Source organism: Synechocystis salina LEGE 00031 (assembly GCF_015207985.1).
GTDB classification, from domain to species: Bacteria; Cyanobacteriota; Cyanobacteriia; order Cyanobacteriales; family Microcystaceae; genus Synechocystis; species Synechocystis salina.
Window position 1 is genome coordinate 35,153 of sequence record NZ_JADEVV010000009.1, and the last position, 15,834, is coordinate 50,986.

A 15,834-nucleotide genomic window follows, 5' to 3' on the forward strand; every position below is an offset into this window, starting at 1 on the left:
ACTTTGAACAGCCATAAATAACCTAAAAATTGGCAATTAAGGTATTAACGAAATGGCTTTAACCCCCCAACAAGAACAAGCAGTTACATCGGCAACAAGCGTCGCCATTACCGCAGGGGCCGGTACGGGCAAAACCTATATGCTGGCGGAGCGGTACTTATTCCATCTGCAAACGCAAGACCTATCGTCATTGCAAATCGTCGCCATGACCTTTACCGATAAGGCCGCGATCGAGTTGCGGTCTCGGATTCGGCAAACGGTTAAGCAACAGGCGACCGATCATTTTGATTGGTTAGCGGAATTAGAAGCGGCTCCCATTTGTACCTTTCATTCCCTGGCGGCCAGGATCTGTCGAGAACACCCCGAAGCGGCGGGAGTGCCAGCAGATTTTACCCCCCTGGATGAATGGGAAGGGCAGTTATGGCAAACGGAACAGATGGCGATCGCCTTAGATCAATTACCCAATCAGCTTTACGCTCAAATTCCCTATTCCTTGATGAAAGCGGCGATGGAGGTCTTTTTACAAGATCCCCTCAGTGCCGAGGAAGCATTGCAACGCACCCGAGAGGATTGGTGGCCTATCCTTCAGAAAGCTCAAGAAGCGGTGATTGAAACTTTACTGAATGATCCCTTTTGGCAGGAAGCCCATGAAATTATCAGTCAAAATCAAGGGAAAGCGGGGGATAAATTAGAAACGGTTAGGCAAGAGGCACTAATATTAATTGAAACGATTGAAAGCCATCAAGAAGATATTCAAAATGAAAACTTTCAAATGGTATTTCAAGCATGGCTTAAGTTTAAGGTCGGTAACATTGGCAGTAAAAAAAATTGGGCAGATGAAGAGACGTTAAAAACACTTAGGCGAACCTTAATTGACTGGCGAGACTTTACGAAGTATTTTCCTAATAGTGACTTAGTAACATTGCAATGGGGAGAGTTAGACGAGAAAATTGAAGTTCTACTTCCCGCACTTCGAGATGCCTTTATTTTTGTAAGAGATTTTGTCAGTAATGCTAAAAATCACCAGCGTCTTTTGGATTTTAATGATCTCGAAATTCATGCTCTCAAAGCCTTAGAAGATTCCCAAATCAGAGATTATTACCAGCAACGTTGGCAAGCCTTTTTAATTGATGAGTTTCAGGATACTAACCCCACCCAAGGCAAACTGTTGGAAATTTTAACCCAGGGCAAAACCTTAACCTTAGTGGGGGATGAAAAACAGTCGATTTATGGATTTCGGCGAGCAGATATTCAAGTCTTTCAACAATGGCGCGATCACCTCAATAACACCATTCCCCTCAGCACCAGTTTTCGCACCCATGCCCCGTTAATAAACAACATTAACCAAATCTTTGCGCCAATTTTGGCGGACTTACACCAAGATCTGGATGGCGATCGCCAGGAACCGCCCCATCCTGCCCCCCATGTGGAAAGTTTTGTCATTATTCCCGATCCCGACAGTGACACTAACCCCAGTGTTGAGCAACTGCGCCAATATGAAGCCCAACACATTGCCCATTTGGTTCAGCAAATGTTGCAGGAGAAACGCCCAGTTTGGGATAAAAAAACACGGGAACACCGCCCCATTGAACCACGGGATATTGCCATTCTGGCCCGCACTTGGGAACCGCTGGAACTCTATGGACAGGCGATCGGCAATTTACAAATTCCGGTTTTACAGGCGGGGGGCGGTAATTTACTGGATACCCGTGAAGCCAAGGATGGGATGGCTTTACTGCGATTTTTAGCCGATGCACGGGATGATATTGCCCTGGTTGCTGTATTGAGAAGTCCCTTTTTTGCCTGGAGCGATCGCCATTTATTAACCCTCCGTCAAGCTGCGACCGATGATCAAAACTGGTGGCAACTACTACAAGCATCAAATGATCAAATAACCGTCCAAACCGTTGAAATTTTAAAAAAATTACGTCACCATTGCCAAATTGATCCCCCGAGCCGATTATTACAATTGGCTGATCGATTAACGGGTTACACCGCAGTTATCGCCAATTTGCCCAACTGTGAGCGTCGTTTAGCCGATTGGCAAGGCTTCATGGATACGGTGCGGCGGCTGGAGAGTGGGTCTAATGAAACCTTTATTGCGGTGCGTCGCCTCAAACGTCTGGTGGACAAGAAGGTGGAAATTAAGCGTCCGCCCCTGGAAGCCGGCAATGCCATTACGTTAATGACGATTCATGGAGCAAAGGGCTTGGAATGGCCCGTGGTTATCGTTCCCGATCTCAGTCGTAAATCTCAAAATGATCATTCCTCCATTCGTTTTGATCCCCAATTAGGGGTTGCTGTTAAGCAAGATGATGAAAGCGGTGAACTCCAAAAATCGGCTCTATATTTGCTGCTAGCGCAACGACAACAGGCGCAAGATCTGGAAGAAATGAAACGTCTGCTTTATGTGGCTGCAACTCGGGCTGGCGATCGCCTAATTTTTACGACTGGGCAAGGCAAGAATGAATCCCATTTATGGCAACTGTTACAGGTGGGTTTGCAAGGAGAGTTCAGCCCCCAGGAGATTGTTTATCAACTGGACAGTTTAAGCCATCTCAATCCTTCAGATCCCTCCTTGCCGGAACTACCATCGGAAATATTAATTAATCCTGTATTTGGGGGCTTACAGCTACCTGTAACGGCTTTGACAGATTATGCCCGTTGTCCCAAGCAGTTTGATTATAAGTACATTAAAGGGCATCCCGGCGAGACAATTACGACTGGACAATTTGGGCGGGAAATTGGTATTCTTACTCATCGTATTTTGGCACAGGGAATTACAACTATTAATAAGGTTTCTGCGCTGGATTTAAACTTATCCGATGACAAAATGCAAGAGGCTTTTAACCTAGCAGAACAATTCCGTCATCACCGTAATTTTTCGGCAGTCCAGTCAGGACAATGGGAACGGTTTTTATCATTAAAACTGGGTAAGATTCGCTTTAATGGCCTTGCGGATTTAGTCGGTCAGGATTTTGTCTTGGACATTAAAACTGAGCAAGAGGTAAATCCCCAGGAGCATCGATTTCAGTTGTGGGCCTATGCCAAGGCAACGAAAAAATCCCAGGCTTATATCGCTTATCTTCGCCATAACCAGCTTTGTCACTTCTCAACGGCTGATTTACAAGCCATTTCCCAAGAGGCAGACCAGTTACTAACGGCGATCGCCAATAAGAAGTTTGAGCCAACGCCTTCGGTGAAAGCCTGTCAATATTGCCCCTATACTGATATTTGCGATCAGGCTGTTATTTTGCTTGAAAATCAAGAGATTGAGGGAAAAACCAGTCTAGGTTTTGGGTAAATTCAATACGCTATGCGACAACTATCCCAGCTTATTTATGAGGCGATGTTGGCTCGAAATGTAAAACGATTATCTGCTCTGGCCGTAATCCTAATGATTCGTAGGTTCGTCCATGGCGATCGCCGAACTCGACTTCAAATGCTTTGCCATTGGCTAAGATCTCGACCACTGTCCCTACCTGTCCTCGCCATAGATTGTATTGAGGTAGATCCACCGTCAAGGCAACAACATCCAATAACTTTGGTGCACTGTTCATTAAGCTATCTCCACCGCCTATAACGGATAACAGGTTGTTAATCTTGGAATTTCTGAACCATCTTCGATAATCCATGCACTCCGCAAGGTTCCACTTCTATTTTGCCATTCAATATTGAAATCTAAAATGTAGCGTTGACCAAATGTGTCTTGTCTCCCCAACTTAGCCTCCTGATTTCTAACGACATCCAGTAGAATTTGACGCAATTCTTCGGCATTGTCATCAGTCATCCCAAGCGTTGACAAAAAAAGTCGAGCTTTATGTTTTCCATCCTCATGTCTCGGATTTAGGCAATAGTCACGAAGTTTACGAACCTACATTCCGCACGTAGTACACCTTCGTCTGAAATCGAGTACGACGGCAAGCCTATTTCGGGGTTTGCCTCTTGACTCCCAGTCAATCAATACTAGAAAACTACGCTATCTGTAGTGTTTTCCCGAAAATTTAGTAACTATTGGTAGAGCCTGCGGAATGTAGGTTACGAATATCCACCACAGCTTTTTCGGCATTTGGAATAAGCATAGAAGTAATACTATCGAAGAGTAGCTTTAAACTTATCTCAAACTAGGTTATCTTTTAATCTGCCATGGTATTTAACGCCAATAAGGAAAATGTTACACACTAATAAAACTGACAAGTTCCGCAAGCTCAGTATCTGGAATACTTGCTAGATCCATCAAATCATATAGTGCAAAACCAATACCCTGAACTCTAGCTACATTTGGCTTAACGTCAGTAATCCCAAAAACGTGTTGTCCTTCAAATATGATTATTCCATCTCTGTCTAGGGCATAAATTTCTTGAATAATGACAACATGCTTGAATGTTAGCTTGGCCTCTCTAAAATTAGTATCTTTCAGTCTGTACTTATTTTTGTTCTTAAAAATATTCAAAAGACAGAGCTGACTGTATGTAAGCCCATTGGCAATACTAATCAATCTATTTGCTTGATGTTTATCAATTTCTATGCTAAAACAGATACTTGCAAACAAATTTCCTAAATAAATAGCTTTCTTTTCTTCATGTGAGTTCTTTGATGCTAGCAAGCACCCCTCAAAAACTTCTTCTGCACTACTTCTGTCACCGTCAAAGAAACCATCCTCTCTTACCTTTCGGCCTTCTTTCTTTAGAGTTTCAATCTTTACAATGGCACTTTGCGCAGTTGCGCCAATCCGACTTTGTTCCCGCTCAGAAAGTAACCTGCTTGCTACTTCAGATAACGTTTGGTCAATTACTACGCCTAATGCGCCAGCAGCGGCAGCACCAGCAGGTCCTCCCGCTAGAAAACCTAGAGCACTTCCGATAGAAGCTCCAGTAATACTGAACCCCTTATTTAATAATGTACGTGCTTTTGTATTTTTCATTGGCAGCTACGAAATTTAAGTCAAACTAGCACGGCTAATAGTGAACAAATAACAAAGTTTCGTTGTTTTGTTTGTGGCTTTATGCTTAATCTCAATCCTCTATTCTAAAAAACACGAAAGAATCTTAAATTTATGCATCAAACAAAACATTGCATTTTGTCATGCTCTAACTTTTTAGCTATGAGCTGCCAAAATCAATTTAGAGAACCGAAACCCCCTGAATCTTAACCGTACTGCCCCCACGGGAACTGATCACATCCAGACGATACGGCATTAACTCCTTCAGCTCAGTCACATGGGACACAATGCCTATCATACACCTACTCTGCTGTAAATCCACCAACGAATGTAATCGGTTCAGTGATTCGCGTTAACTCTCCCAAAATATGCAACCCCGCTTGCCGAAAATGACTGGCTCCAAACTTGAGGCGATCGCCACTGTCATGGTTTCCAGGGATCATAAGCACCGGAACCTTGAGTTCTAAACAAATTTTATTCAGAATCTCATCCAACAAATCAACGGCGATCGTCGGCGGAATCGCCCGATCATAGACATCTCCGGCAATGATGACCACATCAACTGCTTCCCTTTCAACGTAGTCAAGTACCTGATTGAGGACATGCTTTTGATCATCAATCAGGGAAACATTGTGAAATTGTCGCCCTAAATGCCATTCAGAGGTATGGAGAAATTTCATTGAGAGGAATTAAGCTTCAGATTAGGAGGAAGTTTTCATAAAGGTACATTGTTGCTGAGGAAAATTATACTTCAAGAAAATAATCTTAACAATCTCTGTGCCTTGGTTTAAATATATTTTCTTGTCTACTATTGCTTGCAAAAACGTCCGTTAGCGTCGAAGTATAACTAGATACCAAACCCGATCGCCATCCTGCTGTTATCCACACCGGCCAACAGAATGGGCTCCTGGTTTGCTGCCTTCATCATTGGTGGTTTGGGGATAGATGAGTTGATTAGTCTCCGTCTGCACAGGCGATCGCTCCTATCCCGCATTGGACCATTGCCTTGAACCAACAATGACAAATAGACTAGATCTATCTCCTCTCTCCATCAAATTAGTTGTAATTTATTATTCTGCCAACCGAAAATTGCCCTTACCAAGGCGCTTGACCTTCATCAACTGATTATCTGCCTGTTCCACCCAATGCTTGAGTTCGTCACTCTGCTTAGCAAACACACTGACTCCCCCCATACTCAAACTGATTGTCATTGGCCCTGCGGACGTGGGCACTGGGTTTTGGGCAATGGCGGCTTGAATTCTTTCTAGGAGTAGGGCGGTTTGTTCTCGGCTGGAACCAGGCAGGATCAGCATAAATTCATCTCCTCCCCATCTTCCCAAAGCATCATAGGAACGCAGTGCAGAAATGATTAAACGTGAACTACCCTGTAGAACCTCATCGCCCACTAGATGACCGTATTGATCATTGATCTGTTTGAAGTTGTCAAAATCAATCATGACAATGGCAATGGGGGAATCTTTGCGGGTGGCGTAGTCCCACTCCCGTTGTAGTAGGGTTTCGATACCCAAGCGATTCCATAGTCTGGTCAGGCTATCGAGCATGGCCACCCTTTCAAGTTCGTCCAATTCTTGAATTAACTGCATTTGAGCCTCGGACAGGGCGATCGCTGCTAGTTCGGACTCCACCATTTTGGAGAGGTCGTAGAGGATTTCCTGTTCTTCCGTTGACAAATCCCTGGGTACTCGATCAATGGCACAGAGGGTACCCACATGGAAGTCTTGACCCAAGTTGAGGGGATAACCAGCATAAAACCGGATGAAAGGCTCATCGGTTACCAAGGGATTGTCAGCAAAACGTTCATCCTGGGTGGCATCTTTGACCAAGAGCAATTCATCCTTCAGAATGGCGTGGGCGCAAAAGGCAATTTCCCGGGGAGTTTCGGCAGCGCTTAGTCCTTGAATGGATTTAAACCACTGGCGTGATTCATCAACCATCGATACAGCGGCGATGGGTACTTTGAGGGACCGGCAGACCATACGGGTAATGCGCTCAAATCTCTCTTCGATTGGAGTATCCAGAATGTTGAGTTGCCTTAAAACGGTCAGGCGTTGCTCCTCATTTTGCGGTAATTTAGCTTCCATCCCTACAGTTCCTAACTTTTTTGCTATGACTGAATTTGTACCCTACTAAACCGTAAAGAAGCTCTTAAGCATGTAGGCCTTTAGCTCATTGGCTACGGTAACTGACAGGTCTTCTAAAAACTGAATATCGTCGTCGGACATTTCCCTGGGCTTGGTGTCATAGACACAGAGGGTGCCCACATGAATGTTATCCAGCATTTTCAGGGGATGACCAGCATAAAATCGGATGTGGGGCGGATCTATCACCAGGGGGTTATCGGCAAAACGGGGATCGGATAGGGCATCGGGGATAATTAGGGTGCGATCCTCCAAAATTGTGTGGGCACAAAAGGAAATACCGCGGGGAGTTTCGGTTAGGTCCGAGCCTCGAATGGATTTAAACCATTGGCGATTTTCGTCAACTAAAGAAATGGCGGCCACTGGCATATCCAATACCCGACACAATAGCCGAGTAATGCGCTCAAACTTCTCATCGCTTGGCGTATCAAGAATGTTGAGATTCTGTAGATGGGCTAAGCGCTGCTGTTCATTGGATGGGATGGCAGCTTCTTGCATTGGCTAGGCAATTTTGATTGAGTTCGTGTTGCTGGGTAGTTAGGTTAATTGGCAACCACACCGCTGGTGTTAGACTTCTGATTTTTCTCCCTATTCAGGTTATCGCAAAGTTATGACCAATCCCTGGCCATGGGGCAAAAGCTGATGCAAAACTTTACACTGCGGTTTGGCGATCGCCGGCAAAAAGTAGCACAGAACACAGTCAAGTTGAGCATCCCTAGCTAGGGTAGGGGATATTGTTTCTAGGGTTCCGATTCCCGGATGTGGGGAATGGCTGGTCCGAGAGAAACAGGCTAGGTTTTGTAAAGATTTTTGCCACTAGCTACACGGCGGGACAAAAGCCCGGGAGACTTTAATGACCAGCGCTTAGGTGTCATTAATAACTCCTGGGCAAATTTTGTTGTTTAGCTAGTAATTACCTATGAGCGATGCCACCCCATTCCGTCCCCCTTCTGAAGCCGAAGAAGCCCTAGTGAAGGAAACTCGGTTACCCCTAACCGGTTGGCAACAAGAAGTGGATCAAGGGCTAACCTATGGCTTAGAAGCCGCTGCCAGCATTAAGGACCGCTCCATTCCCACCTTCTCCCGGGGGGAATTGCCCCACTATGCGGGCATCAACACTTTCATGAAAGCGCCCTATCTGGAAGATGTCCGTAACGTCGGCAATTACGATGTGGCGATCGTCGGAGTTCCCCATGATTCCGGCACCACCTATCGACCAGGTACCCGTTTTGGTCCCCAGGGTATTCGTCGTATTTCCGCCCTTTATACCCCTTACAACTTTGAAATGGGGGTGGATTTGCGGGAGCAAATTAGCCTCTGTGACGTGGGGGATATTTTCACCATTCCCGCCAACAACGAAAAATCCTTTGACCAAATTTCCAAAGGTATTGCCCACATTTTCAGCTCTGGGGCCTTTCCGATTATTCTGGGCGGTGACCATTCCATTGGTTTTCCCACCGTGCGGGGCATCTGCCGCCACCTGGGGGATAAAAAAGTTGGCATCATCCATTTCGATCGCCATGTGGATACCCAGGAAACGGATTTAGACGAGCGGATGCATACCTGTCCCTGGTTCCATGCCACCAACATGGCCAACGCCCCAGCCAAGAATTTAGTCCAATTGGGCATTGGCGGTTGGCAAGTACCCCGGCAGGGGGTCAAAGTTTGTCGAGAGCGGGCCACCAATATCTTGACCGTCACCGATATTACCGAAATGGGCTTAGATGCGGCGGCGGACTTCGCCATTGCCCGGGCCACCGATGGCACCGACTGCGTTTGGATTAGTTTTGACATTGACTGCATTGATGCAGGTTTTGTCCCCGGCACCGGCTGGCCAGAACCCGGCGGCTTACTGCCCCGGGAGGCTTTGTACTTATTGAAACGTATTATTCGCGAAACTAATGTTTGTGGTATGGAAGTGGTGGAAGTTTCCCCTCCCTACGACATCAGCGATATGACTTCCTTGATGGCCACCAGGGTAATTTGCGACACCATGGCCCACCTCGTAGTCTCAGAACAACTACCCCGTAAGGAAAAGCCCTCCTACATCAATGCTGAAGCCAATATGGAAGTAGATGAGCCTTGGCAATAATAACTGCAACTTAACTAATCATTGTCGAGTTTATGACTCCAAAATAATCGGCGATCGCCTTTGGGAGAGGTAAAAATGCATGAAACAGACATGACCAAAGCCCTGATTATGACTATTCAGGATTGGTTTGATCAACAAATTGAAAAGCCCCAAATTACCAAGATCCACCTTCTTGTGGGTCAGTTCACCTGCGTGGAACCAGTGAGTTTACAATTTGCTTTTGAAGTGCAGACCAAGCAAACCTTTTTGGAGGGGGTGGAATTAGTAATTAAAGATGTGCCTTTGGTTGCTTATTGCCATCCCTGTCAAACGGAATATCGCCCCGAAATTGGTTTGCAATATTCTTGCCCAACCTGTCGATCGCCCATGGAGGATATTCGCTCTGGGCGAGAGCTAAAAATTGACCGGATTGAACATCATCAGTGCACTCCGGTTTAGTCCCTAACCCACCGAGACCAAATTTTTTATTAACTTGTCCACCGTTACTGCCAAGAAACTATGCACCAATCCATTGACACGGTGATCGGTCTGAATTTGCTCCATGCCAACCAGGCTGGGGCAGACCATAATAGAGCACATTTCGATGACTGGGGAATTACTTGTCTGAACCTAATGAGTAGCCCAGGAGCAGGCAAAACCGTCCTGTTAGAAAAAACCCTGGCGGCCCTCCAAGGTGAGTTAAAAATGGCCGTAATTGAAGGGGATATGACCACCGAATTAGATGCCGATCGTCTGCGGCAATATGGTAGTCCTGTAATTGCCATTAACACCGGCCGTTCCTGTCATTTAGACTCCAAAATGGTGGCGGGGGGGATCCATCGTTTTAAAGAGGATTATAATCCCCAGGAATTTGATTTAGTGCTGGTGGAAAATGTCGGAAATTTGGTATGCCCAGCGGAATTTGAAGTGGGGGAACATGCCAAAGTTGCTCTGTTGAGCATCACGGAGGGAGAGGATAAACCCCTGAAATATCCCATCATGTTTCAGGAAGCAGATTGTTTGATAATTACCAAAATTGATCTAATGCCCCATTTAGACATTGATTTAGAAAAATTAGCTGCCAATGTCCGTTCCATGAATCCCCATGTGACCATCATTCCTGTGTCCGCTAAAACCGGAGAAGGTTTGGCTACTTGGCTTAGCTGGGTTAAACAGCAAATCAAAACCCCAGTCATAGCTAATGTTTAAATCCTATTTAAAAGGTCAAAATCAACACAGTAAAATCTTGCTTTTTAGCTTTAAATAATAGCAGTTATTAGTGGAGAAACTTCTGATGCCGAGACGTAGTTTAATTTCTTTAATCTTAATTTTTTGTAGTACGATATTGTTGACGGTTAGTTGTGCCCAAACCCCAGAGCAATCCCAGACCCCTAGCCCCGCAGTAGAAGGGCCCCCCATTGTTATTGGTTATAGTAACTGGGCCGGCTGGTGGCCCTGGGCGATCGCCGAAGAAGAAGGCCTATTTGCCAAAAACGGGGTCAACGTAGAAATGAAATGGTTTGACGGTTACCTGGAATCCATGCAGGCCCTGGCGGCGGGACAATTGGACGGCAATAGCCAAACCCTGAACGACACCATTTCCTTTGCGGGGGAAGCAGTCAACGGAGAAGTAGCCGTACTGGTTAACGATAACTCCGCCGGCAACGACAAAATTATTGTCACCGCAGACATTAACTCCGTCCAGGAACTCAAAGGCAAAACCGTGGCGATCGAAGAAGGGGTGGTGGATGATTTTCTGCTTAGTTTGGCTCTGGAAAGGGAAGGTATGACCAGGGACGACGTCGTGATCAAGCCCCTAGAAACTGGGGCCGCAGCGGCAGCCTTTGCAGCGGGACAGGTGGACGCAGTGGGGGCATTTCCTCCCTTTTGGTTAACCGCTTTGAAACGAGAAGGCTCCAAGGAATTAGTCACTTCCGCTGAATTTCCCGGAGCCATTCCCGATCTTTTAGTGGTGACGGAAAAATTAATTCAAGAAAAGCCAGAGCAGGTTCAAGCTTTAATCAACACTTGGTTTGATATTCGTAAATTCATGGAAGAAAATCCTGAAAAATCCGATGAAATTATGGCTAAACGGGCAGGGGTGAGCCAAGAGGAACTGCAACTATTTAAAGATGGCACCCGCTTTTTAACTCTGGAGGAAAACTTAGAAGCTTTTAGTCCCGGAGATAGCATGGTCCACATGCCCTTTGCCGCCCAAAAAATGGCAGATTTTATGATTAAAGTCGGCTTTATTAAACAGTCTCCTGACTTAAATAAAATCCTTGACTCCCAGTTTGTTAAAACATTAGCTGGCCAAGCTTAGCCTTTGGTTTAAGTTGCCTCCTTTAATGAGTAATCGGGGGGATTTTGATTTTTCTTTGTGACAATTTGTTCACTCTGTTAACCAATCAACTTCCCTAATATTATGACTATTGCCCAAGATAAATTACCAAATTATTCCCCTAAAAAATCTCTACAACCCACAGTTTTTTGGCGCATTGGTGGAGAGATACCGGAATCGCTCAAATGGTCCTTAATGTCCTTATCGATCATTATTCCCTTGGTATTGTGGGCCTTGCTTTCATCCTTACCTACTGTGAGTGATGTTTTTCTCCCTTCCCCCCAGTCAGTAGTTCAAGCCTTAATAGAATTGTTTAATGATGGATTTTTAATCCAAGATTCCCTGACTAGCTTTGGTCGAGTGGTAGGGGGATTTTTTTTAGGGGGATTGGTGGCTATTCCCTTAGGGATTTTAATGGGCACATTTCCTAGCATACGCAGCTTAACGGAGCCAATTATTGGCGTGGTGCGTTATATGCCAGCCCCAGCTTTTATCCCGCTGTTAATTATTTATCTCGGCATTGATGAAGCTTCAAAAATTGCCTTGATTTTCATTGGGACAATATTTTTTAATACCCTGATGATTATGGATGCGGTCAAGTTTATCCCCAAGGAGTTAATTGAAGTTACCTATACCCTGGGGGGATTACGGAAACAAGTTTTATTTAAGGTTATTACCCCCTACATCATCCCTAATATTCTTGACGCATTCCGGATCAATATGGCGGCAGCTTGGAACTTGGTGGTGGTGGCGGAATTGGTGGCGGCGGACAATGGCTTAGGGAAACGTATTTTGCTAGCTCAGAAATTTTTGAAAACCGATGAAATTTTTGCTTGCCTAATAGTTCTGGGCTTAATTGGTTTTGCTTTGGATTTATCATTTCGCCTCATCCTCAGACTCACTTGTAAATGGTCTCTGGAACAGTAATTTGGCTTTTTTACGATCATTGCCCAATCATCAAATTAATTGTAACTAGTAAAAATTATGCATCTAGAAATAACTGACTTAAATCGGATTTTTGTCGGCAAACGAGGTTCAGTGGTGGCCCTAAAAAATATCAATATGCACATCGAAACCGGGGAATTTGTTTGTGCAGTGGGGGCTTCTGGTTCCGGCAAATCGACTCTTTTGAGGTTGATTGCTGGCTTAGATACTCCCACTTCCGGCACCATCAACGTTGATGGACAAAAGGTAACGGGGCCAGGGGCGGACCGCGGCATGGTTTTTCAACATTACAGTCTTTTTCCCTGGATGACGGTGCAGGAAAATGTCGAGTTTGGCTTGAAACTCCAAGGCTGTTCCCAAAAGGAAAGGTTTGACACCGCTAGCTATTATTTAGACGTGGTGGGTTTAGTGAATTTTGCCCAGGCCTATCCAAGGGAATTGTCAGGGGGCATGAAGCAACGGGTGGCGATCGCCAGGTCTTTGGCCTGCCATCCGAAGGTCTTGTTAATGGACGAACCCTTTGGGGCCCTAGATATTCAAACCAAGGAAAGGATGCATGAATATCTAATCGACATTTGGCAAAGACTGCAATGTAGCATTCTGATGATTACCCACGACGTGGAAGAGGCCGTATTTTTAGCCCAACGGGTCTATGTGTTGAGCTCTCGTCCAGGTACCATTCAACGGGAACTGACTATCAACCTACCGGGGGATGAAGAAACTCCGAAAAATCGCACCTATAAAATCAAGCGGGAACCAGAATTTTTTAAATACAGCGATGAAATTTCCAGTTTATTAAGGGGCAGTCACACTGAGGAGGCAGAGGCGATCGCCCAATAAACAGTAATTTATAGCTTAATCTTATGACTTTAAATGGCGCACCAGCGCTTCCCCCACCCTGGCCGCTTCCTCTGGAGTAGTGCCAGAGGTTAAGGGGGGACAGATGTGACGGGGACACCAAGTTTCCGCATTGGGAAAAGATTGGCCGGGACACACATCTTTAAACACTGGCTGTAAATGACAGGGAATTTCGTACACCGTACCCCCCAAATAAATCTCTTCCGCCGCTAGAGCCTGCTTCATTTGGGCTGGGGTTTTACCCTCCGGCAGTAGAACCATTAATTTGTACTGGCTAGCCCTGTCCATATGGTCAGTAGACACAAATTCAATGCCCGCTTCCCTCAGGGGAGCTGTGATTAGTTCGTAGGCCTTTTGTCTGGTGGCCAACATCTTCGTTAACTTGGCCAGGTGAATTTGTCCCAGCAGAGCGTGGATTTCCGTCATGCGGGTACTATTACCAAAATCTGTGTGTAGGCCACCAAAGTTCATGCCCCGTTTGCCCTGATTGCGCAATGAACGGGCAATGGTATCTTCCTCGTCATCATTGAGAGTGACCATGCCGCCTTCAAAGGTGGTCATCACCTTGGTGGGGAAAAAGGAAAAGGACGCTCCATCGGCCAAGTTGCCCGCCTGTTTTCCCTGAAATTGACTGCCGTGGGCATGGGCCGTATCTTCCCAAACATGGAGCCCCTGACTATGGCAGTATTCCACCACTGCAGGGAATTCTGGGGAAATTACACCGCCAATATGCACCCAAAAGACTCCAGATAGGGGTTTGGGATAACTTTTGCCCTCCACCGCTTCCTTAACCATGGCCAGGGAAGGAGCAAAGGTTTTGGGGTCCATGTCCAAATACTGCACGTCACTGTTCACCCGTAATACAGAAGCGACAGTGGCAAAGTTGGTGTTGGTGGGTACGAGGACGGTGGTATTTTCCGCTCCCTTCAGCCGCAGGAGAATTTCCAGACCAGAAGTGCCACTATTAACGGCAATGGCGTGTTTCGTACCAACATACTCTGCGAAGGCAGTTTCAAACTCCTGGGTATGGTTGCCGAGAATTAGGGTGCCGGATTTGAGGATTTGCCTGGCCCCGTCCAGAAAAAATTCAATTTCGTCGTCGCTGATGTCGAAGTAAAAGGGCTTAATTGCGGCGGCCATGGCTAGGGAAAAAGAATGGTAAAGAAATAGTTCTGGTCATTTATTAGGTGGCGCTTTGGGCAATCAAACACCGTCTTAAATAAAATCTAATTCCTGTTTTAGCAATTCCAGTAATTTGGGTTTGGCGATCGCCCCTTCGTGGGCCATCACTAGTTCATTATTTTTGAACAGACGCAAGGCCGGCACCCCTTCCACTTTGCATTGGGCCACGGCGGCGGGGTTGGGGTCCACTTCCAACTTGAGCACTTTGAGCTTATCACCATAATCCTTGGCAATCGCCTGGATAGCGGGGGCCATCAACCGACAGGGCCCACACCAAGAAGCCCAAAAATAGACCAACACGGGCTTAGTTTGCCCTTGGGTTTCTTGCTCAAATTCAGCGTCGGTGATTTCCAGTAAACTCATGGTAGTGGTCAAGAATTTTCTTGGTTATTTGACTTCAGGCGATCGCGAAACTGGGGAGAGTGCCAGTCCGATTCTCCATCATGCCACGAAATCAACCTATCACCAGACTGGTTTTGCTTTGGCTCCTAGGAACTGGATCTGCATAGTTTTAGTTTGCCCCCGACATCGACCCCCTACAGATTTGGTAATACCAGAGAACTTGCTTTTGTATATTTTCTCCCAAACTCGGAGGACAAGGGGGCCTTTCCATCAAAGCAAGTAAACCAAGATAAACAGAACAATCCAAACCACATCGACGAAATGCCAGTACAATTCCGCCGCTTCTACCCCAAAATGGGATTTGCTGGAATAATGGCCCGGTTGGCGCGATCGCCAGAGTACAGAAAGAATTAGTAACAATCCAAAGGTAACGTGGAGGCCATGGAAGCCTGTGAGAACATAAAAACAACTGGCAAACAAATTTGTGGTTAGCCCCATTTCCAGATGGAAATATTCATACATCTGGCCTGCTAAAAAGATAATGCCCATAATGGCCGTGAGGCCAAACCACTTTTGCAACCCAGCATTGTCATTATTGCGAATGGCCGCTTGACCTTTGTGCATGACAAAACTACTGGAAATCAAAATAATGCTATTGACCCCAGGCAAGAGTAATTCCAACTCCGGCGTACCTTCAGGGGGCCAGGCGGGCATCACACTGCGGTAAATCAAATAGGCGGTGAACAGGCCCAGAAAAATGGCACTTTCTGCCACGAGGAAGAGGACAACCCCAAACATCCGTAGATCGGGGTGGCCGTGGTGGGTATGGGCTTCCCCTGAGGTATAGGCGCTGTTTAAATCGGAGCTAATAGCAGTGGTTTGCATAGGACTGACAATTATCGTTGCTGAATTTCTAGGATTTTGCCGAAAACTTCTGGCTGACGAGCCCATGGGGGAAATTATTGAACTAAACATCCCCCTAGGTACAGCAGTT

Annotated in this window: 15 protein-coding genes, 1 pseudogene and 1 riboswitch; of the genes and pseudogenes, 7 read left to right on the forward strand and 9 right to left on the reverse strand. The window is 45.9% G+C overall.

Annotation, left to right across the window (positions count from 1 at the left end; genetic code table 11):
• The first annotated feature begins 52 nt into the window (after positions 1 to 52).
• Positions 53 to 3,304 carry a UvrD-helicase domain-containing protein gene (locus IQ217_RS04630; protein WP_194019085.1) on the forward strand — a complete coding sequence of 1,084 codons (3,252 nt, stop codon included), beginning with the start codon at positions 53 to 55 and terminating at the stop codon, positions 3,302 to 3,304.
• Positions 3,305 to 3,335: 31 nt separating this feature from the next.
• Here IQ217_RS04630 and IQ217_RS04635 read toward each other — a convergent pair whose 3' ends face one another.
• The 6 genes and pseudogenes from IQ217_RS04635 to IQ217_RS04660 form a co-directional block, all read right to left on the reverse strand.
• Complete coding sequence (locus tag IQ217_RS04635; RefSeq protein WP_194019086.1) at positions 3,336 to 3,560, reverse strand: DUF4926 domain-containing protein; 225 nt, start codon at positions 3,558 to 3,560, stop codon at positions 3,336 to 3,338.
• A 17-nt stretch (positions 3,561 to 3,577) separates the two neighbouring features.
• Positions 3,578 to 3,859: pseudogene (locus tag IQ217_RS04640) on the reverse strand (DUF6883 domain-containing protein); the annotation flags it as partial.
• A gap of 315 nt (positions 3,860 to 4,174) precedes the next feature.
• Positions 4,175 to 4,924 carry a hypothetical protein gene (locus IQ217_RS04645; protein WP_194019087.1) on the reverse strand — a complete coding sequence of 250 codons (750 nt, stop codon included), beginning with the start codon at positions 4,922 to 4,924 and terminating at the stop codon, positions 4,175 to 4,177.
• 320 nt (positions 4,925 to 5,244) lie between these two features.
• Positions 5,245 to 5,622: a metallophosphoesterase family protein gene (locus IQ217_RS04650; RefSeq protein ID WP_194019088.1), complete on the reverse strand. Its 378-nt coding sequence runs from the start codon at positions 5,620 to 5,622 to the stop codon at positions 5,245 to 5,247.
• Between the two features lie 390 nt (positions 5,623 to 6,012).
• Positions 6,013 to 7,044, reverse strand: coding sequence for a GGDEF domain-containing protein (locus IQ217_RS04655; protein ID WP_194019089.1), 1,032 nt, complete (start codon positions 7,042 to 7,044; stop codon positions 6,013 to 6,015).
• Between the two features lie 45 nt (positions 7,045 to 7,089).
• Positions 7,090 to 7,599 (reverse strand): GAF domain-containing protein, encoded by a 510-nt coding sequence (locus IQ217_RS04660; RefSeq protein WP_194019090.1) that lies wholly within the window; start codon positions 7,597 to 7,599, stop codon positions 7,090 to 7,092.
• Between the two features lie 231 nt (positions 7,600 to 7,830).
• A riboswitch (guanidine-I (ykkC/yxkD leader) is annotated at positions 7,831 to 7,950 on the forward strand.
• 70 nt (positions 7,951 to 8,020) lie between these two features.
• Between IQ217_RS04660 and speB the strand changes: the two genes are divergently transcribed.
• From speB to IQ217_RS04690, 6 genes are all read left to right on the forward strand, one after another.
• On the forward strand, positions 8,021 to 9,193 hold the full coding sequence (gene speB / locus IQ217_RS04665) for an agmatinase (RefSeq protein ID WP_190599781.1): 1,173 nt from the start codon (positions 8,021 to 8,023) through the stop codon (positions 9,191 to 9,193).
• A 75-nt stretch (positions 9,194 to 9,268) separates the two neighbouring features.
• Positions 9,269 to 9,631, forward strand: coding sequence for a hydrogenase maturation nickel metallochaperone HypA (gene hypA / locus IQ217_RS04670; RefSeq protein ID WP_194019091.1), 363 nt, complete (start codon positions 9,269 to 9,271; stop codon positions 9,629 to 9,631).
• Between the two features lie 60 nt (positions 9,632 to 9,691).
• On the forward strand, positions 9,692 to 10,381 hold the full coding sequence (gene hypB / locus IQ217_RS04675) for a hydrogenase nickel incorporation protein HypB (RefSeq protein ID WP_194019092.1): 690 nt from the start codon (positions 9,692 to 9,694) through the stop codon (positions 10,379 to 10,381).
• 85 nt (positions 10,382 to 10,466) lie between these two features.
• On the forward strand, positions 10,467 to 11,495 hold the full coding sequence (locus IQ217_RS04680) for an aliphatic sulfonate ABC transporter substrate-binding protein (protein WP_190599778.1): 1,029 nt from the start codon (positions 10,467 to 10,469) through the stop codon (positions 11,493 to 11,495).
• A 102-nt stretch (positions 11,496 to 11,597) separates the two neighbouring features.
• Positions 11,598 to 12,440, forward strand: coding sequence for an ABC transporter permease (locus tag IQ217_RS04685; RefSeq protein ID WP_194019093.1), 843 nt, complete (start codon positions 11,598 to 11,600; stop codon positions 12,438 to 12,440).
• A 57-nt stretch (positions 12,441 to 12,497) separates the two neighbouring features.
• Positions 12,498 to 13,298 carry an ABC transporter ATP-binding protein gene (locus tag IQ217_RS04690; protein ID WP_190599776.1) on the forward strand — a complete coding sequence of 267 codons (801 nt, stop codon included), beginning with the start codon at positions 12,498 to 12,500 and terminating at the stop codon, positions 13,296 to 13,298.
• A gap of 21 nt (positions 13,299 to 13,319) precedes the next feature.
• On the opposite strand, the gene IQ217_RS04695 is transcribed toward IQ217_RS04690, so the two are convergent.
• From IQ217_RS04695 to ctaE, 3 genes are all read right to left on the reverse strand, one after another.
• Positions 13,320 to 14,456, reverse strand: coding sequence for a DegT/DnrJ/EryC1/StrS family aminotransferase (locus tag IQ217_RS04695; RefSeq protein WP_194019094.1), 1,137 nt, complete (start codon positions 14,454 to 14,456; stop codon positions 13,320 to 13,322).
• A 75-nt stretch (positions 14,457 to 14,531) separates the two neighbouring features.
• Complete coding sequence (locus IQ217_RS04700; protein WP_194019095.1) at positions 14,532 to 14,861, reverse strand: thioredoxin family protein; 330 nt, start codon at positions 14,859 to 14,861, stop codon at positions 14,532 to 14,534.
• A gap of 249 nt (positions 14,862 to 15,110) precedes the next feature.
• Positions 15,111 to 15,803 (reverse strand): cytochrome c oxidase subunit CtaE, encoded by a 693-nt coding sequence (gene ctaE, locus IQ217_RS04705; protein WP_190599791.1) that lies wholly within the window; start codon positions 15,801 to 15,803, stop codon positions 15,111 to 15,113.
• Positions 15,804 to 15,834: the final 31 nt, after the last annotated feature.

Excerpts from the sequence above, each read along its gene's own strand:
- hypB (WP_194019092.1), top strand. The coding sequence starts at position 9,692 with ATGCACCAATCCATTGACACGGTGATCGGTCTGAATTTGCTCCATGCC.
- IQ217_RS04700 (WP_194019095.1), bottom strand. The coding sequence starts at position 14,861 with ATGAGTTTACTGGAAATCACCGACGCTGAATTTGAGCAAGAAACCCAA.
- IQ217_RS04685 (WP_194019093.1), top strand. The coding sequence starts at position 11,598 with ATGACTATTGCCCAAGATAAATTACCAAATTATTCCCCTAAAAAATCT.
- IQ217_RS04690 (WP_190599776.1), top strand. The coding sequence starts at position 12,498 with ATGCATCTAGAAATAACTGACTTAAATCGGATTTTTGTCGGCAAACGA.
- IQ217_RS04645 (WP_194019087.1), bottom strand. The coding sequence starts at position 4,924 with ATGAAAAATACAAAAGCACGTACATTATTAAATAAGGGGTTCAGTATT.
- IQ217_RS04680 (WP_190599778.1), top strand. The coding sequence starts at position 10,467 with ATGCCGAGACGTAGTTTAATTTCTTTAATCTTAATTTTTTGTAGTACG.
- IQ217_RS04655 (WP_194019089.1), bottom strand. The coding sequence starts at position 7,044 with ATGGAAGCTAAATTACCGCAAAATGAGGAGCAACGCCTGACCGTTTTA.
- IQ217_RS04635 (WP_194019086.1), bottom strand. The coding sequence starts at position 3,560 with ATGAACAGTGCACCAAAGTTATTGGATGTTGTTGCCTTGACGGTGGAT.
- IQ217_RS04695 (WP_194019094.1), bottom strand. The coding sequence starts at position 14,456 with ATGGCCGCCGCAATTAAGCCCTTTTACTTCGACATCAGCGACGACGAA.
- speB (WP_190599781.1), top strand. The coding sequence starts at position 8,021 with ATGAGCGATGCCACCCCATTCCGTCCCCCTTCTGAAGCCGAAGAAGCC.
- IQ217_RS04660 (WP_194019090.1), bottom strand. The coding sequence starts at position 7,599 with ATGCAAGAAGCTGCCATCCCATCCAATGAACAGCAGCGCTTAGCCCAT.
- IQ217_RS04650 (WP_194019088.1), bottom strand. The coding sequence starts at position 5,622 with ATGAAATTTCTCCATACCTCTGAATGGCATTTAGGGCGACAATTTCAC.
- IQ217_RS04630 (WP_194019085.1), top strand. The coding sequence starts at position 53 with ATGGCTTTAACCCCCCAACAAGAACAAGCAGTTACATCGGCAACAAGC.
- hypA (WP_194019091.1), top strand. The coding sequence starts at position 9,269 with ATGCATGAAACAGACATGACCAAAGCCCTGATTATGACTATTCAGGAT.